Annotated in this window: 15 protein-coding genes; 12 read left to right on the top strand and 3 right to left on the bottom strand. The window is 71.0% G+C overall.

What is annotated here, in order from left to right:
- Positions 1 to 19: 19 nt before the first annotated feature.
- Positions 20 to 1,765, bottom strand: coding sequence for an L-aspartate oxidase (locus tag IEW13_RS14925; RefSeq protein ID WP_188551733.1), 1,746 nt, complete (start codon positions 1,763 to 1,765; stop codon positions 20 to 22).
- 364 nt (positions 1,766 to 2,129) lie between these two features.
- Here IEW13_RS14925 and IEW13_RS14920 point away from each other — a divergent pair, with 364 nt between their 5' ends.
- The 4 genes from IEW13_RS14920 (at position 2,130) to IEW13_RS14905 (ending at position 6,494) form a co-directional block, all read left to right on the top strand.
- Complete coding sequence (locus tag IEW13_RS14920; RefSeq protein ID WP_188551732.1) at positions 2,130 to 3,200, top strand: efflux RND transporter periplasmic adaptor subunit; 1,071 nt, start codon at positions 2,130 to 2,132, stop codon at positions 3,198 to 3,200.
- Positions 3,197 to 3,988, top strand: a complete 792-nt coding sequence (locus IEW13_RS14915; protein ID WP_229745219.1) for an ABC transporter ATP-binding protein — start codon at positions 3,197 to 3,199, stop codon at positions 3,986 to 3,988. Before IEW13_RS14920 ends, IEW13_RS14915 begins: the two co-directional genes overlap by 4 nt.
- Positions 3,985 to 5,235, top strand: a complete 1,251-nt coding sequence (locus tag IEW13_RS14910; RefSeq protein ID WP_188551731.1) for an ABC transporter permease — start codon at positions 3,985 to 3,987, stop codon at positions 5,233 to 5,235. Before IEW13_RS14915 ends, IEW13_RS14910 begins: the two co-directional genes overlap by 4 nt.
- A gap of 74 nt (positions 5,236 to 5,309) precedes the next feature.
- The gene (locus IEW13_RS14905) at positions 5,310 to 6,494 is read left to right on the top strand and encodes a pyridoxal phosphate-dependent aminotransferase (RefSeq protein WP_188551730.1); all 1,185 of its coding nucleotides are present in this window, start codon (positions 5,310 to 5,312) and stop codon (positions 6,492 to 6,494) included.
- Between the two features lie 256 nt (positions 6,495 to 6,750).
- Here the strand turns inward: IEW13_RS14905 and IEW13_RS14900 are convergent, their stop codons facing one another.
- Positions 6,751 to 7,329: a TetR/AcrR family transcriptional regulator gene (locus IEW13_RS14900; protein WP_188551729.1), complete on the bottom strand. Its 579-nt coding sequence runs from the start codon at positions 7,327 to 7,329 to the stop codon at positions 6,751 to 6,753.
- A 283-nt stretch (positions 7,330 to 7,612) separates the two neighbouring features.
- Between IEW13_RS14900 and IEW13_RS14895 the strand changes: the two genes are divergently transcribed.
- Complete coding sequence (locus IEW13_RS14895) at positions 7,613 to 9,115, top strand: MFS transporter (protein ID WP_229745224.1); 1,503 nt, start codon at positions 7,613 to 7,615, stop codon at positions 9,113 to 9,115.
- A gap of 169 nt (positions 9,116 to 9,284) precedes the next feature.
- Here IEW13_RS14895 and IEW13_RS14890 read toward each other — a convergent pair whose 3' ends face one another.
- Positions 9,285 to 11,657 carry a PhoX family protein gene (locus IEW13_RS14890; RefSeq protein WP_188551727.1) on the bottom strand — a complete coding sequence of 791 codons (2,373 nt, stop codon included), beginning with the start codon at positions 11,655 to 11,657 and terminating at the stop codon, positions 9,285 to 9,287.
- 290 nt (positions 11,658 to 11,947) lie between these two features.
- On the opposite strand from IEW13_RS14890, the gene IEW13_RS14885 reads away from it, so the two are divergent.
- The 7 genes from IEW13_RS14885 (at position 11,948) to IEW13_RS14855 (ending at position 21,612) form a co-directional block, all read left to right on the top strand.
- Positions 11,948 to 13,624, top strand: a complete 1,677-nt coding sequence (locus IEW13_RS14885; protein WP_229745218.1) for a glycoside hydrolase family 13 protein — start codon at positions 11,948 to 11,950, stop codon at positions 13,622 to 13,624.
- A 130-nt stretch (positions 13,625 to 13,754) separates the two neighbouring features.
- Positions 13,755 to 14,057 (top strand): hypothetical protein, encoded by a 303-nt coding sequence (locus IEW13_RS14880; RefSeq protein ID WP_188551725.1) that lies wholly within the window; start codon positions 13,755 to 13,757, stop codon positions 14,055 to 14,057.
- Between the two features lie 209 nt (positions 14,058 to 14,266).
- Complete coding sequence (locus IEW13_RS14875) at positions 14,267 to 15,112, top strand: HpcH/HpaI aldolase/citrate lyase family protein (protein WP_188551724.1); 846 nt, start codon at positions 14,267 to 14,269, stop codon at positions 15,110 to 15,112.
- Between the two features lie 301 nt (positions 15,113 to 15,413).
- Positions 15,414 to 16,202, top strand: coding sequence for a class I SAM-dependent methyltransferase (locus IEW13_RS14870; RefSeq protein WP_188551723.1), 789 nt, complete (start codon positions 15,414 to 15,416; stop codon positions 16,200 to 16,202).
- A 327-nt stretch (positions 16,203 to 16,529) separates the two neighbouring features.
- The gene (locus tag IEW13_RS14865) at positions 16,530 to 17,552 is read left to right on the top strand and encodes a 3-oxoacyl-ACP synthase III (protein WP_188551722.1); all 1,023 of its coding nucleotides are present in this window, start codon (positions 16,530 to 16,532) and stop codon (positions 17,550 to 17,552) included.
- Positions 17,549 to 20,647, top strand: coding sequence for an alpha/beta fold hydrolase (locus IEW13_RS14860; protein WP_229745217.1), 3,099 nt, complete (start codon positions 17,549 to 17,551; stop codon positions 20,645 to 20,647). The genes IEW13_RS14865 and IEW13_RS14860 overlap by 4 nt, the downstream gene beginning before the upstream one ends.
- Positions 20,644 to 21,612 (top strand): NAD-dependent epimerase/dehydratase family protein, encoded by a 969-nt coding sequence (locus IEW13_RS14855; RefSeq protein ID WP_188551721.1) that lies wholly within the window; start codon positions 20,644 to 20,646, stop codon positions 21,610 to 21,612. The genes IEW13_RS14860 and IEW13_RS14855 overlap by 4 nt, the downstream gene beginning before the upstream one ends.
- Positions 21,613 to 22,278: the final 666 nt, after the last annotated feature.

The raw sequence follows: 22,278 nt of genomic DNA, 5'->3' as shown, positions 1-22,278 counted from the left end.
GCTCGCCGGCCGCGCGCGCTCACTCCACCAGCTTGCCCTCCTGGGAGACCGCCTCGGGGATGAGCGCGGCGATCTCCTCGGGCACTGGCGGGATGGCTTCGCGCTCGATCGTGCCGTCGGCGGACCACACCAGATTCACCTGCAGTGCCGGATCGGTCTCCGGGTGGTCGCTGCGGTTGTGGCAGCCGCGGGTCTCACGCCTCTCCAGCGCGCATTGGAGGGTGGCCCTGGCGGCCAGCGCCGAGGCCTTCACGTCGAAAGCGTGCGCAAGGTCCTGGAATCCGGCGATGTCCGGGTGGACCCCGATGCCGGAGATCCGCTCCTCGATCTCGCTCAGCCGTGCCAGGCCCGCCTGCAGGCCCGCCTCGTCCCGGACCACGCCGGCATGCTCGGTCATGGTGTCCCTGATGGCCCGCTGCAGGGTGCGCACGTTCTCGTCCCCGTCCGCGGCCAGCAGGCCGTCCACCTCGGCGCGCGCCTCGGTGACGGCCTCCGGTGAACGCCGATGCGTCTGCCGCCCGGCGACGTACTCCGCCACCGCCTGACCCGTGACGCGTCCGTAGACCAGCAGCTCGATGAGCGAATTGCCGCCCAGCCGGTTGGCGCCGTGCAGCCCGGAGGCCACTTCCCCGATGGCGTACAGGCCGTCGACATCGGTGGCATGGTCCTCCGGCCGCACCCACACCCCGCCCATGGAGTAGTGCGCGGTCGGCGCGATCTCCATCGGCTCCCTGGTGATGTCCAGCATCTGCAGCTCGATCATCGTCTGGTACACCCGCGGCAGCCGCTGCATGATGGTCTCGCGCGGCAGATGGGAGACGTCCAGCCATACGCCGCCCTTCTCGGTGCCCCGCCCCTCCTTGATCTCGGTGTAGGCGCCCAGCGCCACCCGGTCGCGGGTGGACAGCTCCATCCGCTCGGGGTCGTAGCGTTCCATGAAGCGCTCGCCGAGCGCGTTGCGGAGGATGCCGCCTTCGCCGCGCGCCGCTTCGGAGACGAGCGTGCCGGCGGCGTGCGCGGGCTCCAGGATGCCGGAGGGATGGAACTGGACGAGCTCGGCGTCGCGGATCCTGGCGCCGGCCTCGACCGACAGCCGCCAGGAGTCCCCGGTGTTCTCGTCCCGGCGGGAGGAGGTCTGCCGCCAGATGCGGTTGTGTCCGCCGGCTGCCAGGACCACGGCATCGGCGTGGATGAGGTAGCGGGTGCCGTCGCCTACGTCGAAGCCGTAGGCCCCGAACACGGTTCCCTCCGACACCAGGAGACGGGTGATGTAGAGCGAGTCGATCACGGGGATCTCCAGCTCGGTGGCCCGCCGCAGCAGGGCCCGCTGGATCTCCAGACCGGTGTAGTCGCCGCTGAACGCGGTACGCCGGTAGGTGTGCGCCCCGAAGAACCGCAGGGTGATGCGCCCGTCCCGCTCCCTGGCGAAGGGCATCCCGTAGCGCTCCAGGTCCGCGATGCCGCGGGCGGCGCCCTGGGTGACGATCTCGACGGTGCGGGGATCGGCCAGGAAGTAGCTCTCCTTGATGGTGTCCGCGGCGTGCTGCTGCCAGGAGTCCTCGGCGTCGATGGTCGCCAGTGACGCATTGATGCCCCCGGCGGCCAGGGACGTGTGGGCGTCCATGCGGGGCCGTTTGCCGACGAGGAGGACGTCCTGGCCGGCCTCGGCCAGTTCGATACCGGTGCGCAGGCCGCCGCCCCCGGTGCCGATGACGAGAACGGACGTGCTGAGGCGGCGTTCCTCCGGACGGTGGTGGGGGTGCATCGCTGGTCCTCCTTCGGGTCGTCCGGGCCGCCGCATCCAGGCGCCCGGTGAGGTTTGGCTCACCTATCTACGCTAGTACGCCTTGATCGCCCGCGGGGGGAACGAGACTGAAATCACACTGGTGCGCGACCTCTCGCTGTACCACGTCATCGTGCCGTGGTCGATACCTCGTGCGGATGATGTGCGGACGGTCCGTGTGCTCCTACGCTGGTGCCGGCGTCGGTCGCCAGAGCACCGGCGCCGGGCGGCCCGCGCGAGGCTCTACCATGAGAGCAGCGCAGCTCGGCGTGTTCTTCCCGCGTGAGGGCGCCCGGGCAGCGCGGGAGCATCCGGCCGCCCGCCGTTCTCACTGGAAAGAGCGCCGATGAGAGTCTTCCGCCGGGTGGTCCTGCCGATCGCCTACCTCGCCGTCCTCGCGGTGATCGCCGTGGCCTTGGCCTGGATGGCCTTCCGCCCGAGCGGGCAAGCCAACGCCGACGACGCGCTCAGCCCCACCGGGGAGCTGCTGTCCTCGCAGGTGGCGGTCGAGCGCGGCAGCATCTCCAATGTCCTGCAGCTCAACGGCAGGATCGAGGTCGACTCCCCGGTCCAGGTCAAGGCCAGCCAGACCGGCACCGTCAACCACATCTTCGCCGAGCCCGGGCAGCAGGTCCTGCGCGGCGCCGAACTCTTCCAGATCCGCACCGAAGACGCTCCCGAGCCACCTGCGGACACGGGCGAGCCGGGTGAGGAAGCACCCGCGCCCGCCTCCTCAGACGCTCAGCGTTACCGGTACCACACCGTCACGGCGCCCGAGGCCGGCACCGTCGGGGAGTTCCAGATCAGTGCCGGCGACGAGGTCGAGCGCGGCGGGATCGTGACGACCCTCGCCAAGGACAGCTTCCGGGCAGTGGCGCAGATCGAGCCGGGTCAGCTCTACCGGCTTCCCGAGGTGCCCGGCGCGGCGACGATCACCATCATCGGCGGCCCCGAGCCCTTCGACTGCGACCGGCTGCGCATCGACCAGGCCGGTGCCCCGGCCGGCGAGGGGGAGGAGCCGGCCGAGAACGCCGGGGGCGGGCCGGGACTCACCTGCCGGGTGCCCGATGACGTGCGCGTGTTCCACGATCTGCCGGTCACCATGAGCGTCGAGGCCGGCACCGCCGATGATGTCCTGCTGGTACCCGTCACCGCGGTGCGCGGCCTGACCGGCAACGGGACCGTGTGGGTCCTGGCTGAGGACGGCGCCAGCGAGGAGCGGCAGGTCGTCGTCGGGCTCAATGACGGCGTCATGGCGGAGATCATGGAAGGGCTCGAGGAGGGTGAGCTCATCGAGGAGTACGTCCCAGGCACAGGGCCTTCCGGCGCCGAGGATCCCGGTGAGTTCGGCGAGTTCGATGAGTTCGGCGAGGTCTACGACGAGGGCTATGAGGAGTCCTTCGAGGACGGAGCGTGAGCGCGCCGCCGCAGGCTCCCGACCCGCAGCCCGCGCTGATCGAACTGCAGGACGCCTCCCGGAGCGTCCGCCTGCCGGACGATTCGCTGCTGACCATCCTGGCCGGGGTGAACCTCACCGTGCAGTCCGGCGAGCACATCGGCATCGTCGGCCGTTCCGGCACCGGGAAGTCCACGCTGCTGAACCTGCTCGGGCTGCTGGACCGGCCCAGCGACGGCGCCATGCTGTGGGCGGGTACACCTGTGCAGCGCCTGTCGGGGCGGGCGGCGGCGCGCATCCGCGGCAGGGACATCGGATTCGTGTTCCAGCAGTTCAACCTCCTGCCGGGGCGCACCGCGCTGGAGAACGTGGCGGCGCCGCTGCTCTACGCGACCGGCAGGGAGTTCCGCCGCCGGAAGGACATCGCCGCGGCCATGCTCGACCGCCTTGGCCTGGGGCACCGGCTGGATGAACTCCCGACGAATCTGTCCGGCGGGGAGCAGCAGCGCGTCGCCATCGCCCGTGCCCTCGTCCGGGGCCCTCGGGTCGTCCTGGCGGACGAGCCCACCGGTGCCCTGGACGTGGAGACCGGCCGCATGGTCATGGGCATGCTGGACGAGGCCACCCGGGAGAGCGGCAGCGCCCTGATCACGATCACCCACGACCCGGCCATCGCCATGATGGCCGGGCGCAGGTTCCGGCTCGCCGGAGGCCGGCTGCACCCCGGTGAGGCGGGCCACCCCGGCGGTTCGCTGCACCCTGCCGCCTGCGGAAACGCCGGCGTCGCGAACGCGGAGGAGGGGGCATGATCACGTCCTTCGCCGCCGCCTGCGTGGAGGCCTGGCAGGAACTGCGCATCCACAAGCTCAGGGTGCTGCTCTCGCTCATCGGCGTCGGCGTCGCGGTCTGCGCGCTCACCGTCGTCGTCGCCCTCGGGGACATGATGTCCCAGGGCCTGCGGGAGACCTTCGAACGCGAATCCGGCCGTCCCGCCACCTACACGATGGAGGTGTTCTTCGAGACCGCGGCCTCACCCGGCTACACGGCGGTCCGGACCGCCGCCGACGAGGCGCTGGAGCGCTCCGGAATCCGGTACGCCTCGGTCAACTCGCCCACCAGCATCGACGACGCCGTGCCGGCGGACGGCGGGATCGCGGCCGGGACGGGGATGGAGTCGTTCGAGCTGGGGGCGTTCACGCAGGTCTTCGTCGTGGACCCGGACTACGCGGTCATCCACCGCCAGCGCGTCACCGCCGGCCGATGGTTCACGGCGGAAGACGCGCAGAACCTCTCCCCTCCGATCGTCGTGGACCAGCTGTTCCTCGACCGGCGGGGGCTCTCCGCCGCGCAGTTGCCCGTCACCACGGAACTGCCGGGTTCTGGCGGGATGACCGCCACCATCATCGGCGTGGGACCGGCGCCCTACGCGAGCGATCAGCCCGCCATGTTCCTGCTCTCGCAGACGGCGGCGCAGGTCCCCGAGCTCGCCGCCAACCTGGAATATGTCTCCCTGGAGATGTGGCTGCCGGAGGAGATCTCCGAGGAACTGGCGCAGCAGGTCGCCGCCGATGTCGCCCGTGCCCTGCCGGACGCGGAGGTCAGCGTCTGGCGGACCGACTACGCCGCCTGGGGAGAGGACCCGGTCGCGCTGGGCGGTCTGCGGACGGCGCTGTTGGGCATCAGCGGCCTGATCCTGCTCCTGGGCGCGCTGGGCCTGATGAACATCGCCCTGGTGACCATCCAGCAGCGGATCCGGGAGATCGGCATCCGGCGCAGCTTCGGCGCCACGGGCGGGCGGATCTTCTTCTCGGTGATGATGGAGAGCGTCGTCGCCACCGCCGTGGCCGGCGGCGTCGGCGTGCTGGCGGCGATGCTGATCCTGAAGTCCCCGCGGGTGACCGCGGAGCTGGAGCGAGTGGTGATGGACGCGCCGCCGTTCCCGCTCTCGGCCGCGCTGCTGGGCCTGGTGGTCTCGGTGGGGGTCGGCGCGCTCGCGGGCCTGGTGCCGGCCGTGCTCGCAACCCGGGTCCGCATCGTCGACGCCATCCGCAGCTGAGCCGCGCGGGTGCCGGAGTCATCCCTGCCGGACGCGGGCATCGGGTGCGGGCGCGGGCATGGCAGGGTGGGAATATGAGCACTCGGAAGATCTCCGCCCGTGGCCAGGTGCCGGGCTTCACCGTGATGAGCATCCTCGACCGCCTCGACCGGCTGCGCGCCGCCGGACGGGACGTCATCTCGCTGTGCGCGGGAGAGCCGGCGCAAGGTGCGCCCGGCGCGGTCCGCGCGCGGGCCGCGGAGGTGCATCTGGACGGAACGCCGCTGGGGTACTCCGCGCCGCTGGGCATTCCCGAGCTGCGCGGTGCCATCGCCGCCCACTACGGCACGCTGTACGGCCTGGACGTCACGCCCGCGCAGGTCGCGGTCACCACCGGTTCCTCCGGTGCCTTCCTGCTGAGCTTCCTGGCGGCCTTCGACGCCGGGGACAGAGTGGCGCTCGCCCGCCCCGGTTATCCGGCCTACCGCACCATCCTCTCCTCGCTCGGCGTGGAGGTGGTGGAGCTGGACTGCGGTCCGGCCCAGCGATTCCAGCCCACGGTGGACCAGCTCGCCCGGGTGCACGCCGAGGCTCCGCTGGCCGGGCTGATGCTGGCCTCGCCGGCGAACCCCACCGGGACGATGATCGACCGCGACCAGATGCAGGCGCTGGCCGGCTGGGCCCGCGCCGCCGGGGTCCGGATCGTCAGCGACGAGATCTACCACGGGATCAGCTTCACCGGCTCGCCCGGCGTCTGCGCCTGGGAAGCGGACCCGGAGGCGATCATCATCTCCTCGTTCTCCAAGTACTGGGGGATGACCGGGTGGCGGCTCGGCTGGGCGCTCATCCCGGAGGACCTCCAGGAGCCGGTCGCGGCGCTGGCGGGCAACTACGCGCTGTGCCCGCCGGTGCCGGCACAGCACGCCGCGGTTCGTGCCTTCTCCCCGGAAGCGCTCGCCGAGGCCGGTGAGGCGCTGGCCGGATTCGCCCGTGCCCGGCACCTGGTCCTCGACGCCCTGCCGCAGCTCGGCTGGGTGGATGTGGCGCCCGCTGACGGCGCGTTCTACTTCTATGCCGGGATCGGTCCCGTGCTCGGACCGCACGCGGACGCCTCGGCCTGGGCCACCGCGCTGCTGGAGGAGGAAGGTGTCGCCGTCGTGCCCGGCGACGATTTCGACCCGGTCGAAGGGCAACGGTTCATCCGGCTCTCGCTCGCCGCCGGCGAGGAGGCCGTCGCTGAGGCGCTACGCCGGATCCTTGCCTTCCAGGCGCGGTTATAGGCGCCTGAAAGGCGGGGTCGCACCAGCCGGGGCATGCGTCGGGGGTGCTCGCACCGGGGCGCGACGCCTGTCCGGCGCGTCCGCTCCTGCTCGACGGAGCCGAGCCTGTCCGAGGCGGTGGGCCTGGCCCTCTGGGGGGCGGTGGAACCACGCCTGCCGCTCGGGGGTGTTGGACCATACCTGGCCCTCGGCGGAGTGGGGCCCAGCACTGAGGATGATCGTCCGGCGAGCGAACCCGCCCGCAGGAGCGGCCGGTTCAGGCTTTCCGGGCGGACAGGAGCGTCTCGAGGATCTCGGCCAGCCGGGTGTCGTCCGGGAGGATGCTCGTGCGCGCCGGCACGCCGTCCTCGTCGGTGCCTGCGCCGGCCGCTTCGGCGGCCAGCACGAGCGATGAACCGAAGTACAGCCCGTCGCCCACCAGCAGCACGATCTTGGCCAGCACCGGATCCCCGGTGCGTTCCTCCAGCGCCCGGAGCCATTCGCGCTCCGCGGAGAGCACGGCCTCGGCGGCGGCGCCGTCTCCCGCCAGGACGAGGGTCTGCGCGGCCAGGAACGTCTGCTCTTTGGCCTGCGCGGTGATGATGGAGGACCGCAGGAAGTAATCGATGGCTCCGCGGACGTCGTGGCCCATCCGTTCGACGTCCTGTGCGGCGAGGGTGTGCAGCCGGCCCATGAGCCCCTCCACGAGCGCGGCCTTGGACCCGAAGTGGTAGAGCAGGCCGCCCTTGGACAGGTCGGCGGCCTCGGCCACCGCCTCCAGGGTCGCGGCCCGCTCGCCCTGGGCGATCAGGATCCGCTCATAGGCATCGAGAATGCGCTCGCGCGTTTCGGACATGCACGTCACCCTAGCAAGCCCCCGGGCCCCCGGGAGGCGTGCGTGCCAGCCGATGGTGGGGTTGCTCACAAACCCCGCCCATCGCCTCGCCACTGAACCGTCCAGACGGTACAGTGAAGGCACTATGTCCGAACCGACCGTGTCCTCGACCCGCGCCCCGCGCCATCAGCCTGCCCCTGCGGGCGACCTCCGCCAGCCGGCCTCCCCGGCTAGCGACGAGGTCGTCTCCGTGCCGGCCGGTCCCTCCGCCGTCCCCACCGGTCAGCGGGCGCCGGAAGAACCGATGCGCCGCGCCGGCGCGAGGGAATGGGCCGGCCTGGCCGTGCTGCTGCTGGCCGTGCTCCTGGTCTCGATCGACAACACGGTCCTGAGCTTCGCGCTGCCCTCGATCTCACGCGAGCTGCAGCCCAGCGCCGCCACCCAGTTGTGGATCGTCGACAGCTACCCGCTCGTCCTGGCCGCGCTCCTGGTCCCGATGGGTAACCTCGGCGACCGCATCGGACGTCGCCGTCTCCTGCTGATCGGCGCCACCGGGTTCGCCGTGGTGTCCGTCCTCGCGGCCTTCGCGCCGACGGCCGAGGCGCTCCTGGCCGCCCGGATCGGCCTGGGGGTGTTCGGCGCGGCGCTCATGCCGTGCACCCTCTCCCTCATCCGCTGCATGTTCGCCGTGCGTGAGCAGCGGCGCCTGGCGATCGCGATCTGGGCCACCGGTTTCTCCGCCGGCGCCGCCATCGGCCCCATCGTCGGTGGTGTCCTGCTGGAGCGGTTCCACTGGGGCTCGGTCTTCCTCATCGCCGTGCCGCTCCTGCTGCCGCTGCTCATCCTGGCACCGGTCTTCGTGACCGAATCACGCGATCCCGACCCGGGCCCGTTCGATCTGCCGTCGGTGCTGCTATCGGTCCTGACCATCACCCCGGTGGTGTTCGCCATCAAGCACATCGCCGTGGACGGCCTGGATCTGATCGCCATCGGCTGCGCCGGCCTTGGCCTCATGGCGGGCTGGCTCCTGGTGCGGAGGCTGCTGCGCCAGCCCAACCCGCTGCTGGACGTGCGGCTGTTCGCCTACCCGGCGTTCACCGGCTCGGTGCTGATCAACCTGCTGAGCGTCCTGGCCCTGATCGGTCTGCTGTTCTTCCTCTCCCAGCACATCCAGCTGGTCCTGGGCCTGAGCCCGATGCAGGCCGGTCTGCTGCTCCTGCCCGGCACCGTGTCGATGGTGGTGGCCGGCATCCTCGTCGTCCGGCTGGTCCGCCGGTTCTCCGAGCGCACGCTGGTCAGCACGGGCCTGAGCCTCTCGGCCATGGCGTATGTGGCGATGGCCGCCGGCGGCGCGCACGTCCCGGCCGCCGTCCTGGCGCTCATCTTCAGCGCCCTCGCGGTCGGCATCGGCGTGGCCGAGACCCTGTCGAACGACATCATCCTGGCCAGCGTGCCGCCGCATAAGGCCGGCGCCGCCTCAGCGGTCTCGGAGACCGCCTACGAGATCGGCGCAGTCCTGGGCACCTCGATCCTGGGTGGCGTGCTCACCGCGTCCTACCGCGGCAATCTCCAGCTGCCGGCCGGTCTGAGCGCCGATGAGGCGGGGCGGGCCAGCGAAACCCTCGCCGGTGCGCTGCAGGTGAGCGAGCAGCTCGGCGGTGTGCAGGGCGCTCAGCTTGCCGAGGCCGCCAAGAGCGCATTCGACTCGGGCGTGGTGGTCAGTGCCGGTGCCGGAGCCCTGCTGGTCGCCCTCGCCATCGGCCTGGCGGTCACTCTGCTGCGTCAGCCGAAGACCCCGCAGCGCTGACGACCACGACCGCCCCCGCAGTCCTGCCGGGCCGGCGTTGTCCGCATCGTTCGGGACGGACGCCACGACTGATCCGTGAGCGGCCCCTCGTGCGAAGCCGGTGTCGCAATGTCCGGCGCGATCAGCCGTCCGCCCCGCGGCAGCGCGGGGCGGACGGCCGGTGTTCCTGTTACAGGTCCTCGCCCGCACCTTCCCCGTCGTTCTGAGCGCCGCGGTTCCGGCGAGCCAGGAGGGTGGCGCCGAGTCCGGCGGCCACGGCGGCGGCGCCGGTGAGGAGTCCGCCAAGCGGGTCGAAGCCGGTCCGGGGCATCTCGCCGCCACCCGGCGCGGGAGTCGAGCCGCCGGGCCCCGGCGTGACTGAGGTGCTCGGCGAAGCGCTCGGAGAGCCGGTCGGCGACGAGGTGGGCGAAGCCGTCGGGGAGGACGTCGGCTCCTGCGTGGGGCTCGTCGTCGGCGCGGGCGTCGGGGTGGTCGGATCGTCGAGTTCCGCCGCCGGCAGTACCTGCACCACGGCCGGCCGCGGTCCGTGGAACGTCCCGTCGGTGCCCGTGGCGCCCTCGCGGGCATAGTCGGGCCAGTACGAGTGCTGCGCGCCGAACGCCCCGTCCTCACCGGGATGCTGCACGGCCACGAAGACGTGCCGTTCATCATCGTGGATCACCGGCCCGCAGGTCTCCGCCTCCGTCGGCACGGACAGGAACTGCTCCACCAGCCCCCGCCGCTCGCCTTCCAGCGTGACTTTGAACAGGCCGTCGTTGTATCCGATCCCGTCCGGTGCGCCGTCCGTGGAGATCCACAGGTTGCCCTCGGAGTCGAAGGCCACATTGTCCGGGCAGGAGATCGGGGAGACCTGATCGGCGGGGAACCCGGAGAAGTAGACCGGATCGCCCTGGGAGGCATCGCCGGCCAGCATCAGGATGTTCCAGCTGAACCGTGCGGCGGTCACATCGTCGCCGTCCTCGATCAGCTCGATGATGTGCCCGTCGCGGTTGTCAGCGCGCGGATTGGCCTCATCGGCGACGGCACCGTCCCCCACGCCGCGCTCGGAATTGTTGGTGCACGCGATGTAGACCCGCCCGGTGGCGGGGTTCGGCTCCACATCCTCGCAGCGGTCCATCTTGGTGGCTCCGGCCAGATCCGCGGCCAGGCGGGTGTGCACCAGGACTTCCTCGACCGTGAAGCCTTCCACCCGGGACTCGCCGTCCACCATGAGCGGGAGCCATTCCCCGGTGCCGTCGAAGCGCCCGTCCGAGGGCACCTCGCCGCTGCCGTCGATCTCGCTCTCCGAATTGCCGTCGAACCGCGCGACGTAGAGGCTTCCGGCGGTCAGCAGCTGCATGTTGTTCGCACGGTCGCCCTCCCGGTAGGTGCCGGAGGAGACGAACTTGTACAGGTAGTCGAACCGTTCGTCATCGCCCATGTATGCCGCGACGTGCCCGTTGCCGTCGACGCGGACATTGGCGCCCTCGTGCTTGAAACGGCCGAGCGCGGTGTGCTTGCGCGGAGTGGACTGCGGATCCGCCGGATCGATCTCCACGATCCAGCCGAAGCGGTTCGCCTCGTTCTCGTATCCGGGGTTGCGGGTATCGAACCGCTCCTCGTCCAGCTCCCAGCCGTAGACGGACGGCTCGTCCGCCAGACCGTACCGCCGCTCGGCCTCGGAGGTGCCGGAGGCGCGGAAGTACCCGTGGAAGTTCTCCTCGCCGGACAGGATGGTCCCCCAGGGCGTGGTGCCCCCGGCGCAGTTGCCGATGGTTCCCAGCACCCGGGTGCCGGTCGGGTCGGCGCTCGTGCGCAGCAGTTCGCCGCCGGCGGCCGGCCCGGTCAGCTCATAGGGGGTGTCCATCAGGAAACGGCGGTTGCGGGATGCGCCGACGACGACCGACCACGGTGCCTGCACCCGGGGGCGTTCCAGTTCCACGACGCTCAATCCATGGGCGGCGCGGGCGACCGCGCGGACGCGCTCGGGCTCGTTCTCGATCTGCGCGGCGGGGAACATGATGCCCTCGTTCGTGTACTCGTGATTCACGAACAGCAGGGCGTGGGTGTCGTCCAGGCGCAGCACGTCGGTGTAGTCGTTGTTGTAGCCGAACTGCCGGGCCTGCGACTCCGCCGTCTGGTTCATCGCGTCGAAGGCCGGGCTGTCGTCGAAGAGCGGATCGCCCCAGCGGATGAGCGGGATCCACGCATAACCGGCCGGCACCGTGAACTCATCGACCTCGTAGCCGACCGGGTCGATGGGGGTGAACGGGAGCGTCGCGGAGACCGACTCGGGCCGGCCCGAGGCGACGGCGGGCCTGCTGCGGCCGGTCACGCCGACGGCGATGGCGCCGGAGAGTCCGAGCCCGAGTGCCGCACGGCGGCTGAGCCGCGCATTGACGATATCGCGGAAGTAACTGTTCTCCGAGGTGTTGCAGAGCTCTTTCGCGCAGGCGCTGGCGCACTTCAGATGACAGGTGACGGGACTCCGCTTGCCCCGGGTATGCCCGGCCATGGGCAGCAGGGTCAGGGGGATCGCGGTGGGGCGGGGGACGTCGGGCATGGCGGGGCTCCTCGGGAGGGCAGTGCTGACTTCTGTCAGGGGGCCTTGTTAGCTGACCGTGTGCAGATGAACGAGAAATAAGGACTTTCTTACATCTGGGTGCCGTTTTGCTGACATCGCGCTACGGCAGGTAAGGCTGCCCTTCCCGGTTGCGGAGATCGGCGACCGGTTCACCACCGGCACCCTCCGGACCGGCGGCCGGTACGGCCGACGGGCCCGCGCTGTGCGAGGCGGTGCGGCGTTTAGACTGCTGAAGAGCGATGCCCGGCCAGCCACGTGAGGTGACCCTGATGACTGCTGCCCCCCGCTGGTGGTCCGATGCCGTGATCTACCAGGTCTACCCGCGTTCCTTCGCGGACGGCGACGGTGACGGGATGGGAGACCTCCCCGGTGTCATCGGCCGCCTGGACTACCTGGCTGATCTTGGCGTCGATGCCGTCTGGCTCTCCCCGTTCTACGTCTCGCCGCAGAAGGACGCCGGCTACGACGTCGCGGACTACCGGGACGTCGACCCGATGTTCGGCTCACTGGAGGACGCCGACCGGCTCATCGCCGAGGCGCACGCGCGGCACCTGAAAGTGATCGTCGACCTGGTGCCCAATCACACCTCCGATCAGCATGTCTGGTTCCAGGAGGCCCTGGCCTCACCGCCGGGCTCACCGGCCCGCGAACGGTACATCTTCCGCCCGGGCAAGGGCCCCGGCGGTGAGCAGCCGCCCAATAACTGGCAGTCGATCTTCGGCGGTCCGGCGTGGACCCGCATCGCCGGTGCGGACGACGATGAGACCGGCGGCGAGTGGTATCTGCACCTCTTCGATTCCAGCCAGCCGGATCTGAACTGGAACAACCCGGAGGTGCACGCCGAATTCGAGGCGATCCTCCGGTTCTGGCTGGACCGAGGCGTCGATGGTTTCCGCGTCGATGTGGCGCACGGGATGGTGAAGGCCGAGGGGCTGCCCGACTGGGAGGGCAGCGTGCACATGGTCGGCGGCGAGGACGAGGACCGCCGGGCGCCGTTCTTCGACCAGGAGGGCGTGCACGAGATCTACCGCGAATGGCGCCGGGTCCTGGACGAGTACGAGGACCGGATCCTGGTAGCCGAGGCCTGGGTGCACCCGCTCTCGCGCCTGTTCCGGTATGTGCGTGGCGACGAGATGCATCAGGCGTTCAACTTCGTGTTCCTCTCCGCCGGGTGGGACGCGGCCGCACTGCACGAGGCCATCACCGATTCGCTGCGCGAAGCCGCCACAGTGGGCGCGACCTCCACCTGGGTGCTCTCGAATCACGACACGGTACGCCACGCCAGCCGCTTCGGCCTGGAGTTCGTCCCGCCGCATCAGCGGGGGATCGGGCCGGAGGATCCGCAGCCCGATGAGGCGCTGGGGCTGGTGCGGGCTCGCGCCGCAGCCCTGCTGGAGCTGGGCCTGCCCGGTTCCGCGTACGTCTACCAGGGCGATGAGCTGGGCCTGCCCGAGCACACCACGCTGGCGCCGGAGGATCGGCAGGACCCGGCGTACTTCCGCACCGGCGGCGGCGAGATGGGTCGCGACGGCTGCCGGGTACCGCTTCCCTGGGCCGCGGAGGAGCACGCTTTCGGGTTCGGCGCGGGCGAGGACGCTACGCCATGGCTGCCGCAGCCGGAGCGCTTCCGGCATTACGCCGTGGACCGCCAGAGCGGCGACGAGACGAGCACGCTGGAGTTGTACCGCACGCTGCTGCGGCTGCGGGCCCAGCACGGATTCGGCCGCGGGGAGTTCGCCTGGCACGAGCTGAACGATCCGCAGGAGGGGTTCCTGGCGTTCACGGTGACGGCCGAGAGCTCGGATCTGCAGGTGCTGGTCAACCTCGGTACGCAGCCGGTCCGGGTCGGCCCGCACGAGGGAACGCAGGTGACCAGCCGCCGTTCGGCGCTCACCGACGGCCATCTGGTGCCCGATGCCGCCGTATGGCGGATCACCGAGCGGTAAGACGCGGCCGGGCGCGGCCGTCGGGCCCGGCAGCCGCGTCACGCGCTGCCCGGCCGCTCGATAGTGTGGTGGTGCATGAACGACACGGCTCGCTGTGCCAAGCTGCGGGCCGCATGAGACAAGGAGTGCGATGAGCTCGATCCCCAGTTCCCTCGTCAGCTCGGCCGGCCTGGTCCTGGGCTACAAGGTCGCCCGCGACACCGGTAACAGGCAGCTCGGCGGCGCGGTGCTTGCTACGGCCGGCGTCGGTGCCTTCGCCCTGTGGAAGCGCGATGCGGGGCCGCTGACGGCGAGCCTGCTCACGGCCGCATACATCGGCGCCTTCGGTGGCTCGCACCCGCTGGCCAAGAAGATCGGCGCCTGGCCGTCCGTGGCGAGTGTCACCGCGGCCATGGGCGCCGCCTCCCTGATCTTCGGCGCCCGCAAGCGCTGAAGAGCGGTCCGGCAGGAAGGCTTACTTCCGGAGGGGTGCACAAATTCCGGGTGAGCTCACCTGGAATTAGTGCACAGCTCGGGAGATAGCGGCGCGGCGACGCGCACCGCCGGCTGATGTGCCTCGCTTGGCGGGAAACGCCAATGCGACCGCGGGGAGTTGTGGCGATTCTTCACGGCGGCAGCCCGTACCCACTAGGCTTGAGCATCATGGGTATCCGCAACAAGCGCGCTGCCGCTCTTCCCGCCAAACTGTCCCGCTCCTGGCTGCTCGTCAACGCCGTGAAGACCGAGCTCTTCGAGCCCGCTCTCATGTCGGACAGCGACTCGGTCGTCTACGATCTGGAGGCGTCCGTCCCGGAGGACCGCAAGGACGAGGCCCGGGAGAACGTGGTCCGCGCGCTCAGCTCCGGGATGCCCGCCTGGGTGCGCGTCAACGCCATGAACACCGAGCACTGGGCCAAGGACCTGGACGCCCTGGACGCCGTCGAGGGCCTGCGCGGCATCGTGCTGCCGGAGACCGAACGCCCCGAGCAGGTCACGCTCACCGCCATGCGGCTGCACGCCGGCGTCCCGGTGATCGCGCTGATCGAGTCGGCGCGCGGCATCGAGCGCGCCACGGACATCGCACTGGCGCCGGGCACCTTCCGCCTCGCCTTCGGCACCAATGACTTCCGCAAGGACACCGGAGTCTCCGATAGTCCGCTGGCCCTCGCCTACGCGCGCGGCAAGCTGGTCGTGGCCTCCCGGGTGGGCAAGCTGCCGGGCGCCATCGACGGCCCGCCCCCGGTCACGGACACCGCCGAAGAGGCCCGGCTGGGTAGCCGCGCCACCGTGGAGATGGGCATGACCGGCCGGCTCTGCCTGAACGTGGACCACGTCGACGCCATCAACACGGCGCTCTCGCCCAGCGATGACGAGCGGCGCTGGGCCAAGGACATGATCGCCCGTCACGAGGCCGGCGAGGAGATCGGCGACGGTTCGTACCTGCCCCGGCTCAAGCGCGCCCAGAAGATCGCCGCGCTGGCCGACTCCTACGGCCTCTGGAAGGACTGACGGGGCCGCGGGGCCGCCAGTGCATCATCGGCGGTCTGTGCCTGCCACGCGCCGTCGGTGATGAGCGTCCGGGCTCCGGCGATAACGGCCCTCGCCGTATGAGTCGCCGCTGGAAGGACTGACGACGGCGCATCGAGTCACATCGCATCGAGTCGCATCGAATCGACGGGCCCCATCCGTGTAGCGAGACCGCGGTCGCCGCACGTTCGCGGTGCCTCTGAGCGCAGTGTCTCCCCACAGGCGCCGGCACGAACACAGACGGCGGTCGAGGACGAGGCGGGCCACCTTGTAGTGTGGGCTCATGGCGAGCGGAAACCGTGACTTCTGGCAGGACCGGTTGAGCCAGGACTGGAGCGAGACCGGTGTGGGCTATCGCGCCCTGGGCAAGCAGTTCAACATGTGGATGTACCGGCTGCGCCGGGACGTCTTCCTGCGGGAGATCCGCGAGTCCCCCATCGACCCGGGATCCTCTCGGGTGTTCGACATCGGCTCCGGCACCGGCTTCTACGTCCGCCTGTGGAAGGAGCTCGGCGCCGCCGAGATCACCGGTTCGGACATCACCGCGGCGGCCGTGGCGAATCTGCGTGAGCGCTTCCCGGAGCACGAGTTCCATGAGTTCGACGCCACGGATCCGCAGCTGCCCGTGCCCGAAGGCACCTTCGACGTCGTCAACGCCATGGACGTCCTGTTCCACATCACCGACGACGCCGGCCACGACCAGGCGATCCGGAACGCCTGGCGGCTGCTGCGTCCCGGCGGCTGGTTCGTCTTCTCGGAGAACTTCCTGCACGTGCCCGAACAGCGCGGTCCTCGGCAGGCCAACCGGTCGCGGCATCGGATCGAACGCTCCCTGCTCGGCGCCGGCTTCGAGGTCGTCCGGCACACGCCGATGTTCGTCCTGATGAACGCCCAGGTCGATTCGGGGTGGCTGCGCCGCCGTGCCTGGGGAGCGGCGATGCGTGCCGCGACGTCGCTGCCGCCGCTCGGCTGGGCTACCGGTGCCGCGCTCTACCCGCTGGAGAAACGCCTGGTGCGCGCGATGCCGGAAGGACCGAGCACGGAACTGATGATCTGCCGTAAGCCCGCCTGATCCCCGCCGGCCGGCATCGGCCGGACGGGATCTGAGCCGGGCCGGGGCCTGAGCCTTGCGGCGGACGCCCCGCGCGAGGTGCCGCGGCGTTCGCTGCAGCAACCGGCACGGTTTCCGCGTCCGGCGCAGGTGACGACGCCGGCGGCGGGGACTCCGGGAAGGCCGGGCCGGAGCCTCTGGAGGACGACGGGACCGGCCCGCGAAGCCGGCATGACGCGTTTCATGTTTCACGCAGACTCGGCCTCTAGAGTTTCATGCAGGCTCGCCCTCTAGAATTGAGTCGATCTGCCCGTGGTCGCACTGTTAACCGACTGACAAGGAACTTGAGTGACCGGCAATACCACTTTCCGCCACCACAACGCTGCGCTCCTCTCGGTTGCTGAGGTCACCGCTCCCGTCCCTGTCCCCTCCAGCGAGTTCGACCGGGTACTGGCCCCTACGCTCAAGCGGCTCCGGCTGCCTCAGGGCCTGCTCGAACGGGTCGCCGGCGTGACCGAACGCCGCAACTGGCACGACTCCGGAGACTTCCAGGCCGGAGCCGTGGAGGCGGGGGAGAAAGCCCTTGCCGAGGCCGGCATCCGCCCCGACCAGGTGGGCCTGCTGATCAACACGTCCGTCACCCGGGAGAACCTCGAACCGAGTGTCGCCGTCGCGATTCACCACGGCCTGGGACTGCAGCCGGGCGCGATGAACTTCGACATCACCAACGCCTGCCTGGGCTTCGTCAACGGCATGACCCTCGCCGCGACGATGATCGACTCCGGCCAGATCGACTACGCCCTCATCGTCGACGGTGAGGACGCCGCCAAAGTGCAGCAGGCTACGCTCAACCGCCTCAATGAGCCCCAGATCACCCGCGACGAGTTCATGAACGAGTTCGCCAGCCTGACCCTGGGCTCCGGCGCCGCCGCAGCGGTCATCGGCCCGGCCGACCGCCACCCGGAAGGCCACCGGATCAAGGGCGGCATCGCACGGGCCGGCACCGAGCACCACGAGCTCTGCGTCGGCGACCACAAGGGCATGTTCACCAACGCGAAGGCGCTGCTGGAGAACGGCATGAAGCTGGTGGTGGCCGCGTGGCGCGAGGCGCAGCAGGAATGGGACTGGCGTCAGATGGACCGCTACGTGATGCACCAGGTCTCCCATATCCACACCGACGCCATCGTCAAGGCGATCGACCTGATCCGGGACCGCGTGCCGCTGACCTACCCGAAGCTCGGGAACGTCGGCCCCGCCTCCCTGCCGATCACCCTGGCCCGGGAGACCCAGAACCTCCAGCCGGGCAACCGGGTGCTATGCATGGGCGTCGGCTCGGGAATCAACACGGCCATGACGGAGATCGTCTGGTGAGGTTCCCCCCGCGCGCCGCCAGCCTGCCCACCGGACTGGCCGGCTGGAATCCCGGCTTCAGCCGGCTCCTCACGGTTCAGGCCCACGACGGGTCGCGAGGCTTCCATCTGCTGGACACTGGCCCGCTGCTGGAGGCCGAGGGCATCGAGGCCCGCGGCACCATCCTCGCGGTGCACGGCAATCCCACCTACAGCTACTTATGGCGTCACCTCGCCGAAGCCACCCTGCGGCAGGCGCGTGCCGGCGGGGATGCCTGGCGCCTCGTCGCGCCGGACCAGCTCGACATGGGCTACTCGGAGCGGCTGGAGCACCCTGCGCTTCCCACCCCGGGCGAGGGGCGCGATGATGCCGGTTACCGGCGTCTCGGGGAACGCATCGCGGACCTGGACGTGCTTGCCGAGGGCCTGGACCTCCGGGGCGACGACCGGCCGCTCGTCACCCTGGGCCACGACTGGGGCGGCACCATCTCGCTCGGCTGGGCGGCCCGGCACCGGGCAGACATCGCCGCCGCGATGACCCTCAACACCGCCGTCCATCAGCCGGAAGGCGAACCCGTGCCGGCGCCCTTGCGCGCCGCCCTGGCCGGCCCGCTACTGCCCGGTTCCACGGTGCTGACCAAGGCGTTCTCCGAGGTCACACTGCGCCTGACCGCTGAACCGCTGGCGCCCGAGGTCAAGGAGGCGTACCTGGCGCCCTACGCCGCGCCCGCCCTGCGTGGCGGCATCGGCGGATTCGTCGCCGACATCCCGGCCGGTCCCTCGCATCCGAGCGCCGATGAGCTGGCCCGCATCGGGACCGAGCTGCGCTCCTTCGACCGGCCTGCCCTCATCCTGTGGGGGCCGCGCGATCCGGTGTTCCAGGAGTACCACCTGCAAGACCTCATGACACGGCTGCCGCACGCCGATGTGCACCGGTTCGAGAAGGCCGGGCACCTCCTGGCCGAAGAGGCGGATGTCTCCGCGGCCGTGCTGCGCTGGCTCGGCGACGCGGTGCCGGCGGCAGGTCGCGGTGTGGTGACCGTCGCGGGTTCACAGCCGGAGGCGGGTCCGGCGGATGCTGCGCAGGCCTCCCTAAGGGAAGCGGCAGCGACTGTCGCGGAGGGATACGGCGAAGGCGCTGAACGCCACGGCGAGCGCGGCGCTCGCGCGGGCGCCGGCGTGGCCGCCCATGGAACCGGCGGACTCACCGAGAGCGGCGCTGCTCAAGGCGCCACCGGCACGGCGGATGTCGGTGCGACCGAGAACGAGACTGCTCAAGGCGCCGCCAGCGCCGCCATTGACGGGGTCACCGGAGCCGAGACAACCGCCGGTGAGGGCCACCCCTTGCCGCCGCTGTGGGCACTCATCGACGAACGCGCTGGCGATGACGCCATCGCCAGCGTGGACATGTCCGGGCCCGAGCCGCGGCCGGTCAGCTGGGCCAAGCTCGCGCGGGTCGTGAACGGCATCGCCGCCGGCCTGGTCGCCCAGGGGGTGAGGCCGGGTGACCGCGTCTCGCTGCTGATCCCGCCCGGCAACAACCTCACCGCGGCCCTCTACGCCTGCGTGCGCATCGGCGCCGTCGTCGTGGTCGCCGATGCCGGCCTCGGCCCGGCCGGCATGACCCGTGCCGTGCGTGCCGCTGGGCCGTCCTGGATCATCGGCGAGACGCCGGGGCTGACCTTGGCCCGGGCGAAGGGATGGAAGGGGCGCCGGATCTCCGTGCGCCCGATGACGGGCGCCGCGGGCAAAGCGCTGGGCGTGGAGACCAGCCTGACCGCCCTGGCCCGCACCGAGCCGGGTTCACAGCGGCTGCCCGACCCAGCGCCGGAGGACCCGGCGGCGGTGCTGTTCACCTCCGGGTCGACCGGTCCGGCCAAGGGCGTGCTCTACACCCACGGGCGGCTCTCGGCGCTGGTGCGGCGGCTGATCGACACCTTCGGGATCACCCCGGATTCTGGTCTGGTGGCGGGCTTCGCGCCGTTCGCGCTGCTCGGCCCGGGAATCGGCGCCACCACGGTCACCCCGGACATGTCCGTGACCAAGCCGTCCACCCTGACGGCCACCGCGGTGGCCCGCGCCGCCGAGGCCGGGGACGCCAGCATCGTATTCGCCTCGCCCGCGGCACTCGTGAACGTCGTGGCCACCGCCCGCCAGCTCGACCTCGCCGGGCACCGCGCCCTGGCGAGGGTGCGCCTCGTCCTCTCGGCGGGCGCGCCGGTGCCGCTGGAACTGATGAACGAGGTGGCGCAGGTCTTCCCGAACGCGGAGATCCACTCCCCCTACGGCATGACCGAGGGGCTGTTGCTGACCGACATCGAACGGCACGAGGTCGCCCGGGCCCGCACCACGAGCGAACGCGGCGTGTGCGTGGGCCGGCCGGTGGAGGGCGTGGAGCTGCTCATCAGCCCGCTCGACGACCTGGGCCGCCCTACCGAGGAGCTGCTACCGCCGGCGGAGGCGGTGGGCCGGCTGGGTGAGGTGATCGTCTCGGCCCCGCACATCAAGGAGCGTTACGACCGGCTCTGGTACACCGATGCGCTCAGCAAACGAGACACCGGGAAGCCGGCGGGGCGCGCTGCGGGCGCGGCCGGTGCCAGGGACGTCTCCGGTGCGCTGGCCCGGCATCGGACGAACGACATCGGGCATATCGACGCCGAGGGCCGGCTGTGGATCGAAGGACGCCTGCAGCACGTGATCAGCACCCCTGAGGGGCCGCTGGGACCCGGCGGCCCTGAGGCGGCGATCGACACGGTGCCGGGGGTCTTCCGCTCGGCCGTCGTCGGCGTCGGCCCCGCCGGTACGCAGGTGGCGGTCGCCGTGATCGAACCCGAGCCCGAGGCGCTCGCGGCGGATCCCGAGCGCGCCAGTCGTGCCCGCACCGGGGACGCCCGCAGCAGCGGTGCGCCGCGACTGCGCACCGGATTGGCGCCGCAGCCCCTCGCCCGGGCGGTGCGCGCCGCCGCCAGGGCCCTGCCCGCGCCGGTGGAGATCGCCGCGGTGCTCGTCACGCACGAGTTCCCCACCGACATCCGGCACAACTCGAAGATCGACCGTTCCCGGCTGGCCGTCTGGGCGGACCGGGTCCTCAGCGGACAGGCGGTGGGCACGCCATGAAGATCCTGGTCACGGGTGCTTCCGGGCTGCTCGGCTCGGGCGCGGCACGACGGTTCGCCGAGCGTGGCGACGATGTGGTGACCCTGCAGCGGCGGCCATCCGGCGTGGCCGGGGCCACGGACATCCTGGGCAGCGTCACCGATCCGCAGGCCGTGGAGCAGGCGGTGCGCGGGGTGGACACCGTCCTCCACGTGGCCGCGAAGGTCTCCATGATGGGCCCGGCCAGCGAGTTCGAGCAGGTCAACGTCGGCGGCACCAAGACGCTGCTGGCCGCGGCCCGCGCCGCCGGTGTCCGCCGCTGGGTGCAGGTGTCCTCGCCCTCGGTGGCGCACGCCGGGCATTCGCTCATCGGCGCTCCTGCCGGTCCCGCCGATCCGGTGCGGGCGCGCGGCGATTACGCCCGGACCAAGGCGGCTGGCGAGCTGGCGGCCCTGGCCGCGGACGCCGATGACTTCCGCGTCCTGGCCATCCGCCCGCACCTGATGTGGGGGCCGGGGGACACCCAGCTGACCGAACGCATCGCCGACCGCGCCCGGAAGGGTCGCATGCCGGTGCTGGGTTCCGGTGCTGCCCTCGTGGACACGCTGTACATCGACAACGCGGTGGACGCGGCGGTGGCGGCCGTGGACCGGGTGGAGCAGGTGCACGGCGAAGCGCTCGTCGTCACGAACGGCGAGCCGCGGCCCATCGGTGAGCTGATCACCGGCATCGCCCAGGCGGCCGGCGCGCCCGCGCCTAAGCTGCGCATCCCGGTGGCGCCGGCGCTGGTGGCCGGGGCGGCCGTTGAGAAGGTGTGGAACCTCAAAGAGCGTGAGGACGAGCCGCCGCTGACCAGATTCCTGGCCGAGCAGCTGTCCACCGCGCACTGGTTCGACCAGCGCCGCACCCGCGAAGCGCTGGACTGGCGCCCGCGGATCAGCATCGACGAGGGCCTGGAACGCCTCGCCGAGCACTACGGGCACTAACGGGCACTAACGAGACCTGCGGGCATCATTCCCCGAGGCGTCGGGCTCGTGACAGAACCACACCCTGGTGACAAAACCACACCTTAGTGACAGGACGGCAGGGTGAACGCCCCGTATCCGTGGCGGTCCGCCGGAACGACACCCACACGCCCCGGGGCGTCAGGTTCGTGACAAAACCACACCCTGGTGACAGAACCACACCGTAGACGGTGGTGTCCTGTCACCACGGCGGTGTCCTGTCACTATCGTGGTGTCCTGTCACCACGATGGTGTCCCCTCACGCAGCCGGGAAGCGCCTACCGACTCCCGACCCGGCCCGGCTGCCAGGTAGGTGTCCTCTCCCGCACGCCACCCGCACACCCCGCGACATGAGAACACCCCCGCTACCCACCGAAGAACGGAGGGCAGCAGGGGTGTCCACGTCAGACCACCCCGGGGCACCAGGTTCGTGACAGAACGACACCCTAGTGACAAAACCACACCGTAGACGGTGGTGTCCCGTCACTACCGTGGTGTCCTATCACCACGACCGTGCCCCCTCACGCACACGGGAACGCCCACCGCCGGGCCAGACCACCACCGGGCCAGACCCGGGACCAGACCACCACCAGGCCAGACCCGGGGGCCAGACCACCGTGGGGTGAGGCCACCGCCGGGCCGGGCGGG

The organism is Sediminivirga luteola, from assembly GCF_014639315.1.
Lineage (GTDB): Bacteria > Actinomycetota > Actinomycetes > Actinomycetales > Brevibacteriaceae > Sediminivirga > Sediminivirga luteola.
The sequence above is the reverse complement of the archived record's forward strand: the minus strand, read 5'-3'. Positions and strand labels throughout refer to the sequence as shown.

Excerpts from the sequence above, each read along its gene's own strand:
- IEW13_RS14910 (WP_188551731.1), top strand. The coding sequence starts at position 3,985 with ATGATCACGTCCTTCGCCGCCGCCTGCGTGGAGGCCTGGCAGGAACTG.
- IEW13_RS14925 (WP_188551733.1), bottom strand. The coding sequence starts at position 1,765 with ATGCACCCCCACCACCGTCCGGAGGAACGCCGCCTCAGCACGTCCGTT.
- IEW13_RS14870 (WP_188551723.1), top strand. The coding sequence starts at position 15,414 with ATGGCGAGCGGAAACCGTGACTTCTGGCAGGACCGGTTGAGCCAGGAC.
- IEW13_RS14895 (WP_229745224.1), top strand. The coding sequence starts at position 7,613 with ATGCGCCGCGCCGGCGCGAGGGAATGGGCCGGCCTGGCCGTGCTGCTG.
- IEW13_RS14900 (WP_188551729.1), bottom strand. The coding sequence starts at position 7,329 with ATGTCCGAAACGCGCGAGCGCATTCTCGATGCCTATGAGCGGATCCTG.
- IEW13_RS14875 (WP_188551724.1), top strand. The coding sequence starts at position 14,267 with ATGGGTATCCGCAACAAGCGCGCTGCCGCTCTTCCCGCCAAACTGTCC.
- IEW13_RS14855 (WP_188551721.1), top strand. The coding sequence starts at position 20,644 with ATGAAGATCCTGGTCACGGGTGCTTCCGGGCTGCTCGGCTCGGGCGCG.
- IEW13_RS14880 (WP_188551725.1), top strand. The coding sequence starts at position 13,755 with ATGAGCTCGATCCCCAGTTCCCTCGTCAGCTCGGCCGGCCTGGTCCTG.
- IEW13_RS14885 (WP_229745218.1), top strand. The coding sequence starts at position 11,948 with ATGACTGCTGCCCCCCGCTGGTGGTCCGATGCCGTGATCTACCAGGTC.
- IEW13_RS14920 (WP_188551732.1), top strand. The coding sequence starts at position 2,130 with ATGAGAGTCTTCCGCCGGGTGGTCCTGCCGATCGCCTACCTCGCCGTC.
- IEW13_RS14890 (WP_188551727.1), bottom strand. The coding sequence starts at position 11,657 with ATGCCCGACGTCCCCCGCCCCACCGCGATCCCCCTGACCCTGCTGCCC.
- IEW13_RS14905 (WP_188551730.1), top strand. The coding sequence starts at position 5,310 with ATGAGCACTCGGAAGATCTCCGCCCGTGGCCAGGTGCCGGGCTTCACC.